This window comes from Streptomyces mayteni, assembly GCF_054783955.1.
The window spans coordinates 113,917-129,105 of sequence record NZ_BAAGPR010000003.1 but is presented as its reverse complement, the minus strand read 5'-3'; the positions used below and the strand labels follow the sequence as shown (position 1 = coordinate 129,105).

Here is a 15,189-nt window from a genome sequence, read left to right as displayed (position 1 = left end):
GCCGTTGTTGCGCTGTGGCGGCGCCAGGGTTCGAACCTGGGTAGGCTGAGCCGGCAGATTTACAGTCTCCCCGGTACAAGCCTCTGACCAGGCACTTTCCGGATCCTGGTGCTCGCTACCCCACAAATGCCCCACAGCTGCCCGGAGACCGGCCGCCACCACTACCATCCGCGTTGATGACGGCCCCGCGAACGAACTCCTGCGAGCCGGCCATCGGATCAAGTCGCGAGTGTCCAAGCGGGTCAAGTCACGCCTCGCAGCGGCTTCGTGCTCACGGCGTGTGGGGTCGCTTCAGGCAGACGGTCCCTTGAGGACACGACGTTCGCACGCCGCCGCAGACCGGAGAATTTCGGCAAGATCAGCGAACGCCGGCAAGTCGGCGGCTCCGCCCTACAGGGCCGTGTAGCCGCCGTCGACGACCACGGCTGAGCCGGTCATGAGGCGTGACTCGTCGGAGGCGAGGAAGACCGCCACGTCCGCGACCTGCTCCGGTGTGCCCAGGCCGAGTGGCTGGTACCTGCGCTGTGCCTCGTCGTCCTCGAAGAATCCCTCGTCGAAGAAGCCCTCGACCATGGGGGTGCGCACCGCCCCGGGACAGATGCAGTTCGCGCGGATGTTGTCCTTGGCGAACTCGACCGCGACCGACTTCGTGATCATCAGCACCGCACCCTTGGTGGCGGTGTACGCGGCGATCCCCTCCTCGGCGACCAGGGAGTTGACCGACCCCCAGTTGACGATGGAGCCCCCACCGCTGCGCCGCATGGCCGGCACCGCGAACCGGCACCCGTGGAAGACGCCCTTGAGGTTGACGTCGATCATGCTGTCGAGCATCTCCTCCGTCGTCTCCAGGAACGGGGCGGCGCGGAGGTAGCCGGCGCAGTTGAGCATGACGTGGAGTGCGCCGAACCGCTCCTCCGTGGAGGCGATCAGCGCCGCCACCTCGTCCGCACGGCTCACGTCGCAGCGCCGGACGACAATCTCCTCCCTTGTGGAGGCGAGTTCGGCGAGGCCGGCCTCGTTCACGTCCGCCGCCACCACGCGAGCGCCCTCGGCGGCCAGCGCGAGCGCCGCCGCCCGGCCCTGTCCCGATCCGCCTCCGGTGACGATCGCTACTTTTCCAGCGAGTCGGTCCACGTCTTCCTCCTGCTCGGACAAGATGGCCACTTCGGTCTTCATACGACGTCGACGAGCAGATCGCCCGCGAGCGCCAGCCGTGCACGGGCGACGGCTCCCTCCTGCAGTGCTCCGAGCGATGTCGTCGACCGCCAGGCGATGTGCGGGGTGAGGATGGCGTTGGGCGCGTTCCGCAGGGCGTGGCCCGCGGGCAGCGGCTCCTGCGCGAAGACGTCGAGCGCCGCGCCCGCGATGTGCCCCGAGTACAGTGCCTGGGCGAGCGCGGTCTCGTCGACGAGCCCGCCCCGTGAGACGTTCACGACGACGGCGCCGGGGCGCATCCGCCCCAGCACCTCGCCGGAGATCAGGTGGCGGGTCTGGTCGGTGAGGGGGAGGTGGAGGGAGACGACGTCCGACTCCTCGATCACCTGGGCCAGCGACACGGCGGGGACCTGTGCGAAGGATGCGACGGGGTCGTGGGCGCGCACCCGCGCGCCGATGGCGGCCCACGAGGTGGCGACCATGCGGCCGATCCTCCCCATACCGACGACGCCCACCTGGAGATCGGTCAGTTTCGGGGTGTCGTACGCGATGCGACCCGCCCAGCCGCCGTCGCGGATGACCGCCTGCCCCTGCGGGAGACGGCGGCTCAGCGCGAGTCCCATCGCGAGGGCGTGTGTGGCCACCTCCTCGGTCGACGCGTCAGGGACGATCGAGACCGGGACGCCGGCCGCCGCCGCGGCGTCGACGTCGATGTTGTCGTAGCCCATGCCGTAGCGCACGACCGCCTTGCACCCGCGCATCGCGGCGACATCGCCGGCCGTGACCTTCGCGTACGGGGTGACCATGACGACCTCGGCGTTCGCCATCGCCCCGCTGAAGGTGGCCTGGTCGGTGCCGGCGACGAGTTCGAGCCCGAACTCCTCCGCGAGCGCGCGCTCCCGGTCGAGGTGGGGGAACTGGTGGGGCGCGACCAGGAGGACTCCTGAGCGATGGGCGTGGATCATCGAGTGCTCCTCCGAGGTCTTCGGGTACGGCTCTGCCGCCCTGGATCGCCCCGAGCGTAGGTAGCCGGGCGGCACCGGGAATGTGCCAAAGAGACACACCGGCGGGGCGCGTACCACCGGCGCACGCCCCGCCCACCCGCCGCGACTACGCCGCCCGTCGGCCGATGCGCTCGTAGATCGGCGATCCGAGACGGCGAAGCACCAGCGCGACCACCACGCCGGCGACGATCGCGACGTACCCGATCGTGAGGAGGCCCGCCACGACCCCGGGAGGCGCGACGATCAGGAGGTCCATGTTCAGCGACGCCGTCAGCAGCGCGAAGCCGATGGCCACCGTGGCGATCGCGGGGGCGACGAGCGTCTTCCACCGTGAGGCGTCGCCACGGTCGCGTCGAAAGTAGACGAGTACGGCGACGGAGGTGAGGAACAGGAGCATCAGCATCCCGTAGAAGGCCACGCCCGCTGCCGCGCCGTAGAGGTCGAACTCGGAAGCGCCCGAGAGGATCAAAGCGAACAGGCTCACCAGGAGCACGGCGCCCACCGCGACGGCCGCCGCGTACGGCGAGCCGTGCCGTGGGTGCACGGCGGCCAGCCGGCGCGGCAGGACGCCGTCCACGCTGAGCGAGTGCGTGTAGCGGGAGAGGATGTTCTGCAGCGACAGCGTCGAGGCGAACATGCTCGTCACCAGCAGAACCGCGATCACCTGGTTCGCGAACGTGCCGAAGTAGGTCAGCAGAGCGTGCGGCATCATCTCGGCCGCGTTCGTCTCCGCGTCCGCGACGGCCCGCGAGGCGCCGGCGGAGAGGATCAGCGCGTACGACGAGATCGCGTAGAACACTCCGAGGAAGACGATGGTGAGGTAAGTGGCGCGGGGGATCGTCACCGCAGGGTCGCGGACCTCGTCGCGGTAGATCGCCGTGGCCTCGAACCCGTTGAAGACACCCACGCTGAACAGCAACAGGAGCCCGATCGACGAGGTGGCCAGGTTGGCGGGGTTCCAGGGCTCGAAGGAGTGGCCCTCCGGCCCTCCGTTGGCGATCACGACGACGTCGAAGACGATGATGGCGAGCACCTCGACGACCAGCACCGTCGAGAGCACCTTGGCCGAGAACTCCACGTTGAAGTAGCTCAGGACCCACACCAGGCCCAACATGCCCAGGGACCAGACCCACCACGGCACCGGGGTGGAGTCGGCGAAGCTGGTGACCAGATTGTTGACGCCGATCCCGGAGAAGACGATCGCGGCGATGATGTTGAAGCCGTAGGTGGAGAGCGCCAGGAAGGAACTCCCGAGTCCCATGGGGCGGCCCAGTCCCTCGCCGATGTAGGTGTAGAAGGCGCCGGGGCGCGGGATCCGCCGCGTCATGCTGGTGAAGCCGAGCGCGAAGAGCGTCATCAGCGCCATGACGCCCAGGAAGGCGATCGGCACCGCGATCCCGAAACTGATGTTGACCGACAGGAACCCGAAGACCACGCCGAGGGGCGCGGTGAACGCGAGGACGGTGAAGAGCAGGCCGAACGTGCCCATGTTGCCCTTCAGGGCGAACGTCGAGGCCGCCTCCGTCGCGTCGGCGGGAGCTGGGTGTTCGGAAGAACGCTGGAGCACGGGAGAGTGGGATTCCATGAGAGGGCCTTCCTTACGGACACGGCTGCATGAATCCTGCGCGTCCACTGGGTGGCTGATTAGCGACCCAGAATGCTGACTCCACCGGCCGGCTACTGTCCCACTTTGACGCAGTGTGCCCGACGTGGCCGCCCGACGGAAGCGGTGCCTGGTCCGCCGGGCTCACTCGTTCGGCTGGAGCTCCAGCTCGAACCCGCGACCGGTGTACATGTCGATCTTCCGGTACAGCGTGGACCGGCCGATGCCGAGGATCGCCGCCGCGCGCAGGCGGTTCCCGCCAGCCTCGACGAGCGCCTCACGGATCTGGTAAAGCTCGGCCTCCTCGAGGCGGGTGAGCCTGCTCCGCGCGAGACCGCGGCGGTGTGTCTCCGCCAGATCGTCCACCCGCAGTTCGGAGGCTGTGGACCGCGCGGCCGTGGTCTCGACCACGGCCCGCAGCTGACGGACGTTTTCCGGCCAGTCCGCCGCCACCAGAGCGTCGAGCAACCGTGGGGACATCCGTTTCGCCGTGCCCTCGTGCTGGGCGAGGAAGTGCGACACGAGGGGCGGGATGTCCTCGCGCCGCATGCGCAGGGAGGGCATCGCGACCTCGACGCCCCGGAGCGCGCCGACGAGCGGCAGCAGCTCGTCGTCGAGTCCGCGCGTCGTGAGCAGCACCCGCGGCTGCTCGAGAACCCGGAGCAGATCGGTGAGCCGCTCGCGCAGCGGCTGGTCGCAGGCGTCCACGTGGAGCAGCACGACCGCCGAGCCACCCGCGAGTTCCGCGTCGATCTCGTCGATGCCGGCGGGCCGGTCAGGGGCTCCCGCCCGGCAGTCGAAGACGGTGAGGCGGTCCGCGAGCCGCGCCGCCATGGCCACGGCCAGGTGCCGCTTGCCGGTGCCCGGCTCACCGACGAGGTACGCGGGGTTCCGCCGGGCGCACGCGGTGCCGGCCACCTCCAGGGCGCGCCGCAGTGCCAGGCTGTCGCCCACGATCTCGTCGAAGTCCCTCCGCCGTGGTGCCGCGCCGACGCCGCTCGCGGGCGGCACCCCGGGCGACTCGGCCCGGCGCAGCCGTAGCACCGTTCCCCCGGTGACGTCGTCGCCGAGGGCGACGGGGCGCGCGTGGAACCTGAGCACCCGGTCGGGGCCGATGGTCAGCTCGTGCTCCACCGCCTGGTCGTGTCGCTCCGCCTCGCGGCCGTAGGCGGCGAGCACGGCGTAGTCGCTCTGCTCGAGGAGGTTGAGCGCACCGCGGCTGGCGATCGTGGTGCGGTCGTCCATCGCGACGACCGCGTCGGCGCCGCGCTTGCGCACCTCGCGGAGGTACTCCGCCATCAGCGCCTGCTCCCGGGCGGCGAGCCGGGCGGCCAGCGCTCTGGTCACCTCGGCGGCGGCGCCCTGGACGATCAGCAGGATCGACCGCGCGTCGGCCGCGTGGGCAACGTGCTCCGGCAGCATCAGGCTGAGCACACCGCGGATGGAGCGGCGCAGGGGGTCGCGGATCGGCACCGAGGTGCAGCAGCTGCCCTGGAGCCCGTCGGCGAAGTGCTCGCCGCCCCACACCTGCACCGCGGTGCCCTCCTCGAGCGCGGTGCCGTCGGAGTTGGTGCCGATCAGGTCCTCCGACATGCGGCCGCCATAGGTCGGGAAGGCTCGATCCGCCCAGCGCACGACACCCGCCTCGCCGCGGAAGACCATGAGGGTGCCCTGGGAGTCCGTGAGGCTCACGGAACCCTGGGTGTCCGCGCAGATGCGTTCCAGTTCGGTGAGCACCGGCTCCGCGCAGGCCAGGAGCTGCTCGTCGACCTGCGGATCGGTGATCTCGTCAAAGACGGTCGCCCCCGGGCGCACCCGGCACGCCAGACTGCGCCGCCATGACCTCGCGATCACGGGGCGCAGCCGGCCCAGGTCAGTGCCTGCGGGATCGGCGACGAAACGCTCGCGGAGCGAGTACAGCTCGGCGTTGGTCGTCGCCCCCACTCTCGACGGCTGGGCGGGGGACGCCCCCTCGAAAGCTGCGGTCATCGGGCCTCCTCCGTCCGCCGCGGCGGCGATGCCCCGTCGCGGGAGTCAGTAGGTCAGCAGGTGCTCGAGCTCCCTGGCGACCTTACGGGCCTGCTGACGGGCGAACTGCTGCCAGTACCACTTGCCCAGGGTATGCCTGCCGGTCGAGCCGCTGGCCTTCCAGCCACCGAAGGTCTGTGGTCCTGGCCACCAGCCCGTGGTGGCGTGCCCTGGCACGTTCACGTCGACGCAGCCGGCCTCGATACCGTGCAGGAAGGCGTCGGCCTCGTCGAGGTCGCCGGTGTAGAGGCCGGCGGTCAGGCCCATGGGGGTCGCGTTCGCCGCCCGGAGGGCCTCCTCGAACGAGGCGAGGCGGCTGATGGTGAGGAACGGCAGGAAGTGCTCGGTGGTGGACAGCTCGTGGTCCGCGGGCAGCGACGACACGACCGCGGGGCGAACGAAGTAGCCCTCGCCGTCGAGTCGTGCGCCGCCGTGGACGGTGAAGCCCGCATCACGGGCCGCGCCGTCGATCCGCTCGAACCGGGCGAGCGCGTCGGGGGTGACCAGGGGGCCGGCGAACGCGTCGAGGGCCGCGGGGTCGCTCACGACGACGCTGGCCGCCCGTTCGGCGACCAGTTCGACCAGCCGGTCGTGTGCCCCGGGGGTGACGAGTACGCGGGACAGCGCGCTGCACTTCTGGCCGGCGAGATCGAAAGCCGAGAACACGATCCCGTCGGCCGCCCGCTCCAGGTCGGCGGTGTCGGTCACGACCACCGGGTTCTTGCCACCCAGCTCGGCAATGACGGGGCGCGCGTAGGGGCCGTCCGCGAAGGCGCGGATGATCGACCTGCCGACCGCCACGGAGCCGGTGAAGGAGATGCCGTCGACATCGGAGGACACGAGTGCCCTTCCTGGTTCGTCGGCACCGTGGACGAGGTTCACGAGCCCGGTGGGAAGGTCCATCGCGGCGCACATCTCGTGAACGGCCTGTCCCGACCAGGGGGCGTGGTGGGAGGTCTTGACGACCACGCCGTTGCCCGCCAGCAGCGCGGCGATCGTGGGCCCGGCCGCCTGCACGATCGGGTAGTTGAAGGGCGTGATGACGCCGAAGACCCCGTAAGGACGTAGCACCGAGTCGTTGGCGAGCCCGGCCGGATCGGCCGACCGCTCGTCCTCGAAGGCGCCGGGCCGCTCCGCGTACTCCACGTAGTGGCGCAGGATCTCCAGCACCTCGAGCGCCTCGGCGCGCGCCGCGCCGTGGGGCTTGCCGATCTCCAGGGCCACGCGCACGGCCCAGTCGTCGATCGCCCCGGCGACGTGGTCGACGGCCCGGCGCACGTGCCCGATGCGGGCGAGCAGGGACAGCCGGGCCCAGTCACGCTGGGCGGCGCGGCTGGTCTCGACGGCGAGTCGTACCAGCTCGGCGGGCGCGTCGTGGCAGCCGCTGACCGTCACGGACGGCGCGCCGGGGTCCTCGCGGCTGATCAGCTCGCCGTCGAAGCGTTCCCGCCCGCCGACGACGTGCGGTACGACGACCGGCACCCCGGCTCGGCGCCTGACGAGGTCGGTCGCGAAGGCGGCGTGGTCAACGGCGGTCATCTGGGCTCCCTCATCGGTTCTTCTGGACGGTCACACCTCGGCGGTCACGGCACGGTGACGGCGTCTTGTTCGAGGCTAGGAACGGGCAGGCCGGAACTACTGTGTCAACGTGGGACAGAGCGCCCGCGGCCCGAAAGGCGACGAGCCCCACCCCCTGATCGGCCGCTGGGGAATCGGGGGATGACGCTCCTCGACCGTTTCCGCCTCGCTCTCTCAGTCCTCGACGCCTGCGGGCCGCTCGAGTTCGGCCAACGGCTCGGTGTGGTGGGTTATCTCCTTGATCCGCGGAATGACCTCCGTGCCGAGCAGCTCGAAGTGGCGCCGGTAGCGCTCCGGCTGGTCGAGGTAGTCGAAGGTGAAGCTGATGATCTTCCCGAATCCGCCGGACGCGTCCAGGTCACGCTGAAGCTTCTTGATGACGGTGTCGGGGGAGCCGACGAGCCACTTCTCCTCCGCGAGGTATTCGATCGGCACGTCGTCGGGGTCCGTCACGCCCAGCTCGGGCACCATGATCGGCAGCATGCCGCCGCGGGCGTATCCGGGCAGCATCCACTCACGGTAGGTCCTGCCCATGGCGCCGTTCACGGCGAGATCCATCGCCTCCTCGTCCGTGTCGGCGACGAGGATGTTGTGCGCCACGCGCCATTGGTTACGGTCCGCGGCGAATCCGACGCTCTCGGCTCCCTGCATGTAGCGGTACCAGTGGCCGGCGAGGTATTCGCGGCCCACGTTGAAGCTCATCGGCAGGTATCCCAGCTTGCCGGCCCGCGTGAGCGTGCGGGACGCGGGGCTGAGGCCGGCCATGAGCAGCGGCGGGTGCGGCTTCTGCAGCGGCTCCATGAAAGGGCCCTGCTGGATCTCGTCATAGGCGGGGATCTCGAACGACCAGTACTTCCCCTCGTACTGGAAAGGCCCCTTCCGCTCCCAGACGGCCCGCATGATCTCGACGGCCTCGGCCATCCGCTCGGCCGGGTTCGTGTTGCCGTGGATGAGGTGGTCCGTCGGGTACGCGCCGGCGCCGAGGCCGATCATCAGACGGCCGTTCGACATGTGGTCGAGCTGCATCAGGCGATGTGCCAGAGCCATCGGGTTGTGGTTGCCCGGCACATTGGCGCCGGTGCCGAAGGCGATCCGCTCGGTCTGCTGCAGCGCTGCGGCGATGTACAGCTCGGGGCTACAGACCGGCTCCCACCGCATCGTGCTGTGCTCGGCGACCCAGACCTCCGACAGACCGAACTCGTCGGCCCAGCGGATGACCTGCATGTCCCACTGGAATCCTTCGTGGAGTCCGGTCTCCGGGGTGCGGAACGGTACGAGAAACAGGCCGATGTCCATGCTTTCCTCCAGGGTGTGCGCCGCCGTGTGCGCGGCGTTCCGATATGGGTTGCTCCGCGGTCCGAGGCCTCAGCGCACGACGTTGCGCAGCGTGCCGACGCGTTCGATCTCCACCTCGACGCTGTCGCCCGGCCTGAGCCAGAGCGGCGGGTTCTGCTTGGCGCCGATGCCCTCCGGCGTGCCGGTGGAGACGACGTCTCCGGGCGAGAGGGTCAGGAAGCGGGAGACGTAGGAGATCAGCTCGGCGATCGGGAAGATCATGTGCTTCGTGTTCGATGCCTGTACCCGCTCGCCGTTCACCCGGGTCGTGAGCTCCAGGTGCTGCGGATCGCCCACCTCGTCGAGCGTCACCAGGGCCGGCCCACAGGGCGTCGATCCGTCGACCGCCTTCCCGGCCAGCCACTGGGTCCCTCGGTACTGGAGATCCCGGGCGGTGACGTCGTTGAGCACCATCACGCCGGCCACCAGGTCCAATGCCGTCTCCGGTGGCACGTCGCGTCCCTCACGGCCGATGACGACCGCGAGTTCGCCCTCGAAGTCGAGGTTGTCGGTGACGCCCGAGCAGCGGATCTCGTCGTGCGGCCCGATCAGGGAGCTGGCGAACTTCGCGAACAGATCGGGGTGTGCGGGCAGCGCGCGACCGGTCTCGGCGACGTGGTCGTCGTAGTTCAGGCCGACGCACAGCACCTTTCCCGGATCGGTGATCGGAGGGCCGAGACGGAGCTCGCTCACGTCGCCGACGCGGGCGGCCGGCTGCGCCGCCGCGCGCCGCACGATATCCGCGACCTCGCCGAGCGCGTGGCCGTGCCGGCGTAGGAGTTCCCGCGTCGTCGCCCGCCGCGCCAGTCCTGGCGTTCCGCTCCTCGACAGCGCGACATCGACGTCGTACACCGTCGAGTCCAGCACGGCGCCCGCGCGCCATTCGCCGTCCGACCGGTACGAGACCAGTCTCATGTGCTTCCCCTTCTCAGACCGTCGTGGTGGGTGCGTCAGACCGCGAGCAGGCGCCCGCCGTCGAAGAAACCGCCCGCGGCATACACCAGCGGCGGCCGGTCGCTCGTTTCGACGCCGACGACGCGCCCGAAGAAGACCGAGTGCGTCCCGGCCTCCACCCGCGAGACGACCTCGACCTCGAAGGCCGCGGACGCCTGGTCCAGCACGGGCGCGCCGTGCGGGCCCCGGTGCCAGGCGATGCCGCCGAACTTGTCCCCGCCCGAGGTGGCGAACGTCGCCGCGACCGCCGACTGGGCGTGACTCAGGATGCTGATGCCGAGGTGCCGGGCGTCGCAGAGCGAGGCGTGCGACCGCGACGAGGAGTTGACGCAGGCCAACACCATCGGCGGATCCATCGAGACGCTGCTGAAGGCGTTGACCGCGAGCCCGACGGGACGTCCGTCGAACAGGGCCGTCACGACCGTCACGCCCGAGGGGAACGAACGGTGCGCCTGCTTCACCCGCTGCACAAGATCGACCGATGTCGGAGCGTCTCCGGTCGGCGCCAAGGGCCTTGTGTGTGTCTTCATTCCCCTACGTTCCTGCTTGGGAGCCGGGGCGGATCGTGCCAATCTGGGACAACCCACCGGCCGGACGTCGCGAGATCAGTCGGCCGTCTCGACGACCGAGGTGACGGCGTCGGCCAGCCGGTCGGCGAGGTCCGCCACCACCTCGGCCGTCATGGGCGTCGACAGCGCCGCGAGGTTCGCCGAGGAGAGCAGCAGACCGCGGTCGTACGCGGCCCACCAGAGCCGGTGCTGGGTGCGCTCGTCGACGCTGGTCGCACCCGCCGGGAACACGCGCAGCAGGGACCCGAGTCCGCGCACCTCCCAACCGAGGGGTGCGACGCGTTCCGACAGGACGCGTCGGGCGTCGTCGCCGAGCCGGTTCAGTCGGGAGACGGCCTCCGCCGAGAGCAGTCGCAGGGACTCGGCCCCGGCGGCCATGCTGACGGGGTTCCCCGAGAACGTTCCCGAGTGCGGGATGCTCCCGGGCCGCTTCGGGTCGAGCACCCGCATGACCTCCTCGCGCCCGGCGACCGCGCCGACGGGGAAACCGCCGCCGATGAGCTTCCCCGCGGTCAGCAGGTCGGGCATCACCCCGTACTCCCCGCTCAGCCCGTGCGCGCCGAGGCGGAGACTGATCACCTCGTCGATGACCAGGAGGATGCCGTGCCGGTCGGCGAGCTCGCGGGCGGTCCGCAGGAACTCCTCACTGACCGGGACGAGCCCGGCCCGGTTCGGCAACAGGTCGACGACGATCGCCGCAGGGCGCCCCGGCCGCTCCTCGACCATCCGGCGCAGCGCGTCGACGTCGTTGAGCGGCACCAGTGAGACGTCACGTGCCACGGACTCCGGGACGCCGCGCGCCGCCCGCGCGCCGCCGGCACACAGCGCCACGTCGGAGGAGCCGTGGTAGCCGTCACGGGTCATCACGACGCCGTCCCGACCGGTGACGACGCGTGCGATCCGGATCGCCGACATCACGGCCTCGGTGCCCGAGTTCGTGAACCGCACCTGGTCGAGGCCCGGCAGCCGCGCCAACAGCAGCTCGGCAAGCTCCCACTCGTCGGGATTCGGAATTCCCCAGCAGGAGCCGGCGTCCATCGCGCGCCGCGCCGCCTCGACCAGGGCCGGGTGCGCGTTGCCGTGTACGAGGGTGGTGAAGTTGTTGTTCGCGTCGATGAGCTCGCGCCCGCGGTCGTCCCAGAGCCGGTACCCCGCGCCGCGCAGCGCGTAGGTCGGCGCCGCGCCCGTGTGATACGCCGAGCGGCCGTATCCGCCGGGCAGCAGCGGAAAACCGCGCGGCCCCCGGCGAACCCGCGGATCCTCGTTCGTCGTGATCGACCTGTCGGTCTTCTCTTCGGTATCCATCGACGTCCAACGTCCTTCCGAGCACACCGTGTTCTCGCGGTTCTCGCGGTTCTCGCTCGGAAGCTATGCGCGGGGGGACGCCGGCTACTGTCCTGAACTGGCACAACGCCCCGGACGACTGTCCCGATGTGAGACAGATTCGTGGCCGACGCGTTTCTACGCTTTGCGGAGATCGAGCGGCATATCCCGTGCCGCCGTTGCCAAGAGCGAGGTGGACGAATGAATCGGGTGCGCGGCAAGGTCACGATCATCACGGGCGCGGCCCGCGGCCAGGGCGAGGCGCACAGCAGGCTGTTCGCCGCCGAGGGCGCCAGGGTGCTCATGACCGACGTCCTCGACGACGCGGGTGAGGCCGTGGCCGAGGAACTGCGCGAAGCCGGACACGACGTGCGGTACCGGCACATGGACGTCACCTCGGAGTCCGACTGGCTGGCGGTGGTCGACGACGCGGAGCGGCACTGGGGGCGGGTCGACATCCTCCTCAACAACGCCGGCATCGTGGGCTCGATGAAGGCCGCCGACGAGGAGGACCTCCAGGCCTGGACGAAGATCACCGCCATCAACCAGCGGGGGGTGTTCCTCGGTACCAAGCACGTCGTGCCGGCGATGCGCCGCGCGGGCGGCGGAGCGATCGTCAACACCTGTTCGATCAACGGCTCCGTGGGCGCGGCCGGCTCCTTCTCCTACCAGGCGTCCAAGGGCGCCGTGCGCATGATGACGCGTGCCGCCGCCCTCGAGTACGTGGGGGACGACATCCGCGTCAACTCGGTGTCGCCCGGACTCGTGATGACGCCGATGGCCGAGGAGGAGGGAGCGGAGTCGAACCGGGCGTTCGCCGCCGCGACACCGATGGGACGTGGCGCCCGCCCCGAGGAGGTCAGCTACGGCGTGCTGTTCCTCGCCAGCGACGAGGCCAGCTACATCACCGGCACGGACCTGTTCATCGACGGTGGCTACACGGCACAGTGAACTCATTGGACCTCGCCACGCGTCGACGACGGCGGTCGCTGTTCGCCTTCTTCTTCGTGCCGGGCGTCGCCCTGTCCTCCTGGGTGACCCGAACGCCGGACGTCCGGGACCAGTTGGGTGCTGACACCTCCGAGATGGGCCTCGTGCTGTTCGGCCTCTCGATCGGCTCCATGCTCGGCATCCTCTCCTCGGGGCGGCTGGTCTCCCGCTTCGGCACCAGGCCCGTTATCGGCCTCGGCACCTCCCTGGTGATCGCCAGCACGGCGGTCATCGCGGCAGGCAGCGCCCTGTCCTCGGCCGCCGTCGTCGCCACCGGCCTCTGCACGCTCGGCGCCGGCATGGGCTCGGGCGAGGTCGCCGTCAACATCGACGCGGCGGACGTCGAACGGATCACCCGCGCCACCGTGCTGCCGGCGCTGCACGGCTTCTTCAGCCTCGGCACCGTTGTCGGCGCGCTCGCCGGCATGGCCGCCACCGCGGGAGGCCTCCCGATCCACTGGCATCTCGCGGTGACCACGGTCGGGTCCGCCGTGGCGTTCGCACTCGCCTTCCGCGCCGTGCCCACGGGCATCGGGCGCCGCACGGCCGCCGTCTCCGAACGCTCTGCGGGCGCGTCCGCCACCCCGCTGTGGCGGGAGACCAGGCTGCTGCTGATCGGCGTCATCATCCTGGCCATGGCCCTCGCGGAAGGCGCGGCCAACGACTGGCTGCCGCTGCTGATGGTCGACGGGCACGAGCTCGACCCGGCACTCGGCTCCCTCGTCTTCGCCGGGTTCGCGGCGGCTATGACCGTGGGGCGGTTCTGCGGCGCCGTCTTCGTCGACCGCTTCGGCCGCGGACCCATCGTCCGGGTCAGCGCCGTCTCCGCCGCCCTCGGACTCGTCCTGGTGATCTTCTCGGACAACGCCGTGCTCGCGGGAACGGCCGTACTCCTGTGGGGACTCGGCGCCTCGCTCGGATTCCCCCTGGCCCTGTCCGCCGCCGGGGACTCCGGACCCGACCAGACGGCGCGGGTGAGTCTGGTGGCGACGGTTGGCTACACAGCCTTCCTTGCCGGCCCGCCGAGCCTCGGCTTCCTTGGTGACCACTACGGTCTGCGCAACGCCATGATCGCCGTGCTGGCCTGCACGGTGATCGCCGTCCTCATCGCCCCGGCCGTCGAGACGCCTCACCGTGCAGGCGACGGCGACGAGCACGGCCGTGCGCGGGTCGACCTGCTCACCGAAGAAGCCGAGCCCCGGCAGCCCACATAGACCCCGTGCTCAGGCGGGCGTGGGCCCGACTCCCGCTCCGTGCTCGACCGACCAGACCCCGGTGACGGAGTCCCCGGACCTCTCGGGCCGTCCGGACTGCATCAGGTCCAACGCCTCGGACGCCTCGGCCCCGGCATCTCGAAGTTGTCGGCGTGGGCGGAGCCAGCCCACTGTGAGCAACCGAAGTTCGGTACACCTGTGGGACACGTTCTCCGGACACAGCGATATCGTCCTCGCGGACGGCACGAGCGAACTCGTCACGTTCGACCCGGCAGATGACCCCCTCGCCACCAGTCACGACGGCAACGTCGACGTGTGGCGCATGCCCATCACCGACCCGGATCTGGCGATACAGCACATCTGTCGGTCCGTGAACCATGACCTCACCAAGGCCGAGCAGTCGTCCTACCTGACTGACGCCCCGGCTCAAAGAAGTGTGATGTGCAACACCTCGAAGGGACCTCCCTCAGCTCTCGTTGCGGATGCCACCCGCCGCAACTGTGTGACAGGCCGACTGCGGCACTAGCCCTCAGCTCACGCTGCGGCCGCACGTCTCACCCTCGAGAGCTGGAGAAATCAGATACTCTGATTCCATGAGGACGATGACGGCGACAGAAGTCGCACGCAACTTCGCCTCCGTGCTCGACCGCGCCGAGCACGGGGAAACGATCGTGATCACCCGCGGCGGGCGTCGCCTGGCGACCCTCTCTCCGGCGCACGCCGGCAACGGAGCCGCGATCAAGGAGTTCCTGGCCACCCACCCCGTCGACGAGGACTTCGCCGACGACGTGACCGCGGCCCGGGAGAGCGTGACCGACGAGATGAGCGCGACATGGCACGACGACTGATCCTCGACACCGGCGTCGTCATCCGTGCCGAGCGCGGCGGCGCCGGGCTCGCCCGCCTGCTCGACGACGAGGACGACGTCACCATCGCGGCCGTGACCCTCGCGGAACTGCAGTTCGGAGTAGAACTGGCGGACGGCACCCGGCGAGAACGCCGACAGGCGTTCGTCGACGGAGTACGCGCCCTCATCCCCGTCGAGGACTACACCACGGACATCGCCGTCATCCATGCCCGCCTCCTCGCCCACGTCCGCCGCCAGGGCAAACCACGAGGCGCCCACGACCTCATCATCGCCGCGACCGCCGCCGCAACCGCCCGCACCCTGCTCACCACCGATGACAAGGCCGCCTTCGACGGCCTACCAGGCGTTCACGCCACAGTCCTCCCCATGGATTCTCCGGGCCCCCGCATGCCGTGAAGCTCACCCGGGGAACGCCTGGGGGGCACACGAACCAACCGGGCGAGACGGCGCTACAGCACAGGACCGCAGCACACCATCCTTCAACTCGGTTTCCAAAATCATGAGTTGAGAAAACAAAAGGCCCCCAACCTGCGTCTCCGCAGGTCAGAGGCCGTTTCGCGAGGGTGGC

14 protein-coding genes are annotated in these 15,189 nt (G+C 70.2%); 5 read left to right on the top strand and 9 right to left on the bottom strand.

Features of this window, described 5'->3' with window-relative positions; translation table 11 throughout:
- Positions 1-390: 390 nt before the first annotated feature.
- From ACYVPE_RS02545 to ACYVPE_RS02505, 9 genes are all read right to left on the bottom strand, one after another.
- The gene (locus ACYVPE_RS02545; protein WP_461031686.1) at positions 391-1,164 is read right to left on the bottom strand and encodes an SDR family NAD(P)-dependent oxidoreductase; all 774 of its coding nucleotides are present in this window, start codon (positions 1,162-1,164) and stop codon (positions 391-393) included.
- An 8-nt stretch (positions 1,165-1,172) separates the two neighbouring features.
- Entirely contained in the window at positions 1,173-2,120 is a 948-nt protein-coding gene (locus tag ACYVPE_RS02540; protein ID WP_461031685.1) for a C-terminal binding protein, read from the bottom strand.
- A gap of 145 nt (positions 2,121-2,265) precedes the next feature.
- A complete protein-coding gene (locus ACYVPE_RS02535; protein ID WP_461031684.1) occupies positions 2,266-3,744 on the bottom strand; it encodes an APC family permease in 1,479 nt (492 codons plus the stop codon).
- A 162-nt stretch (positions 3,745-3,906) separates the two neighbouring features.
- Positions 3,907-5,751: a sigma-54-dependent Fis family transcriptional regulator gene (locus ACYVPE_RS02530; RefSeq protein ID WP_461031683.1), complete on the bottom strand. Its 1,845-nt coding sequence runs from the start codon at positions 5,749-5,751 to the stop codon at positions 3,907-3,909.
- A gap of 45 nt (positions 5,752-5,796) precedes the next feature.
- Entirely contained in the window at positions 5,797-7,329 is a 1,533-nt protein-coding gene (locus tag ACYVPE_RS02525; protein WP_461031682.1) for an aldehyde dehydrogenase family protein, read from the bottom strand.
- A 213-nt stretch (positions 7,330-7,542) separates the two neighbouring features.
- Positions 7,543-8,664, bottom strand: coding sequence for an LLM class flavin-dependent oxidoreductase (locus tag ACYVPE_RS02520; protein ID WP_461031681.1), 1,122 nt, complete (start codon positions 8,662-8,664; stop codon positions 7,543-7,545).
- 69 nt (positions 8,665-8,733) lie between these two features.
- Positions 8,734-9,618 carry a fumarylacetoacetate hydrolase family protein gene (locus ACYVPE_RS02515; protein ID WP_461031680.1) on the bottom strand — a complete coding sequence of 295 codons (885 nt, stop codon included), beginning with the start codon at positions 9,616-9,618 and terminating at the stop codon, positions 8,734-8,736.
- Between the two features lie 35 nt (positions 9,619-9,653).
- Positions 9,654-10,118: a flavin reductase family protein gene (locus tag ACYVPE_RS02510; RefSeq protein WP_461031679.1), complete on the bottom strand. Its 465-nt coding sequence runs from the start codon at positions 10,116-10,118 to the stop codon at positions 9,654-9,656.
- Between the two features lie 144 nt (positions 10,119-10,262).
- Entirely contained in the window at positions 10,263-11,531 is a 1,269-nt protein-coding gene (locus tag ACYVPE_RS02505; protein WP_461031678.1) for an aspartate aminotransferase family protein, read from the bottom strand.
- Between the two features lie 219 nt (positions 11,532-11,750).
- On the opposite strand from ACYVPE_RS02505, the gene ACYVPE_RS02500 reads away from it, so the two are divergent.
- From ACYVPE_RS02500 to ACYVPE_RS02480, 5 genes are all read left to right on the top strand, one after another.
- Complete coding sequence (locus ACYVPE_RS02500; protein WP_461031677.1) at positions 11,751-12,500, top strand: glucose 1-dehydrogenase; 750 nt, start codon at positions 11,751-11,753, stop codon at positions 12,498-12,500.
- Positions 12,501-12,505: 5 nt separating this feature from the next.
- The gene (locus tag ACYVPE_RS02495) at positions 12,506-13,753 is read left to right on the top strand and encodes an MFS transporter (protein ID WP_461031676.1); all 1,248 of its coding nucleotides are present in this window, start codon (positions 12,506-12,508) and stop codon (positions 13,751-13,753) included.
- A gap of 172 nt (positions 13,754-13,925) precedes the next feature.
- Entirely contained in the window at positions 13,926-14,279 is a 354-nt protein-coding gene (locus ACYVPE_RS02490) for a hypothetical protein (protein WP_461031675.1), read from the top strand.
- A gap of 67 nt (positions 14,280-14,346) precedes the next feature.
- Entirely contained in the window at positions 14,347-14,601 is a 255-nt protein-coding gene (locus tag ACYVPE_RS02485) for a type II toxin-antitoxin system Phd/YefM family antitoxin (protein WP_461031674.1), read from the top strand.
- Positions 14,586-15,017 carry a PIN domain-containing protein gene (locus tag ACYVPE_RS02480; RefSeq protein ID WP_461031673.1) on the top strand — a complete coding sequence of 144 codons (432 nt, stop codon included), beginning with the start codon at positions 14,586-14,588 and terminating at the stop codon, positions 15,015-15,017. The genes ACYVPE_RS02485 and ACYVPE_RS02480 overlap by 16 nt, the downstream gene beginning before the upstream one ends.
- The last annotated feature ends 172 nt before the right edge of the window (positions 15,018-15,189 follow it).

Bases quoted from the DNA above. Each gene is read 5' to 3' on its own strand.
- ACYVPE_RS02540 (WP_461031685.1), bottom strand. From the start codon at position 2,120: ATGATCCACGCCCATCGCTCAGGAGTCCTCCTGGTCGCGCCCCACCAG.
- ACYVPE_RS02525 (WP_461031682.1), bottom strand. From the start codon at position 7,329: ATGACCGCCGTTGACCACGCCGCCTTCGCGACCGACCTCGTCAGGCGC.
- ACYVPE_RS02480 (WP_461031673.1), top strand. From the start codon at position 14,586: ATGGCACGACGACTGATCCTCGACACCGGCGTCGTCATCCGTGCCGAG.
- ACYVPE_RS02505 (WP_461031678.1), bottom strand. From the start codon at position 11,531: ATGGATACCGAAGAGAAGACCGACAGGTCGATCACGACGAACGAGGAT.
- ACYVPE_RS02515 (WP_461031680.1), bottom strand. From the start codon at position 9,618: ATGAGACTGGTCTCGTACCGGTCGGACGGCGAATGGCGCGCGGGCGCC.
- ACYVPE_RS02530 (WP_461031683.1), bottom strand. From the start codon at position 5,751: ATGACCGCAGCTTTCGAGGGGGCGTCCCCCGCCCAGCCGTCGAGAGTG.
- ACYVPE_RS02535 (WP_461031684.1), bottom strand. From the start codon at position 3,744: ATGGAATCCCACTCTCCCGTGCTCCAGCGTTCTTCCGAACACCCAGCT.
- ACYVPE_RS02520 (WP_461031681.1), bottom strand. From the start codon at position 8,664: ATGGACATCGGCCTGTTTCTCGTACCGTTCCGCACCCCGGAGACCGGA.
- ACYVPE_RS02500 (WP_461031677.1), top strand. From the start codon at position 11,751: ATGAATCGGGTGCGCGGCAAGGTCACGATCATCACGGGCGCGGCCCGC.
- ACYVPE_RS02485 (WP_461031674.1), top strand. From the start codon at position 14,347: ATGAGGACGATGACGGCGACAGAAGTCGCACGCAACTTCGCCTCCGTG.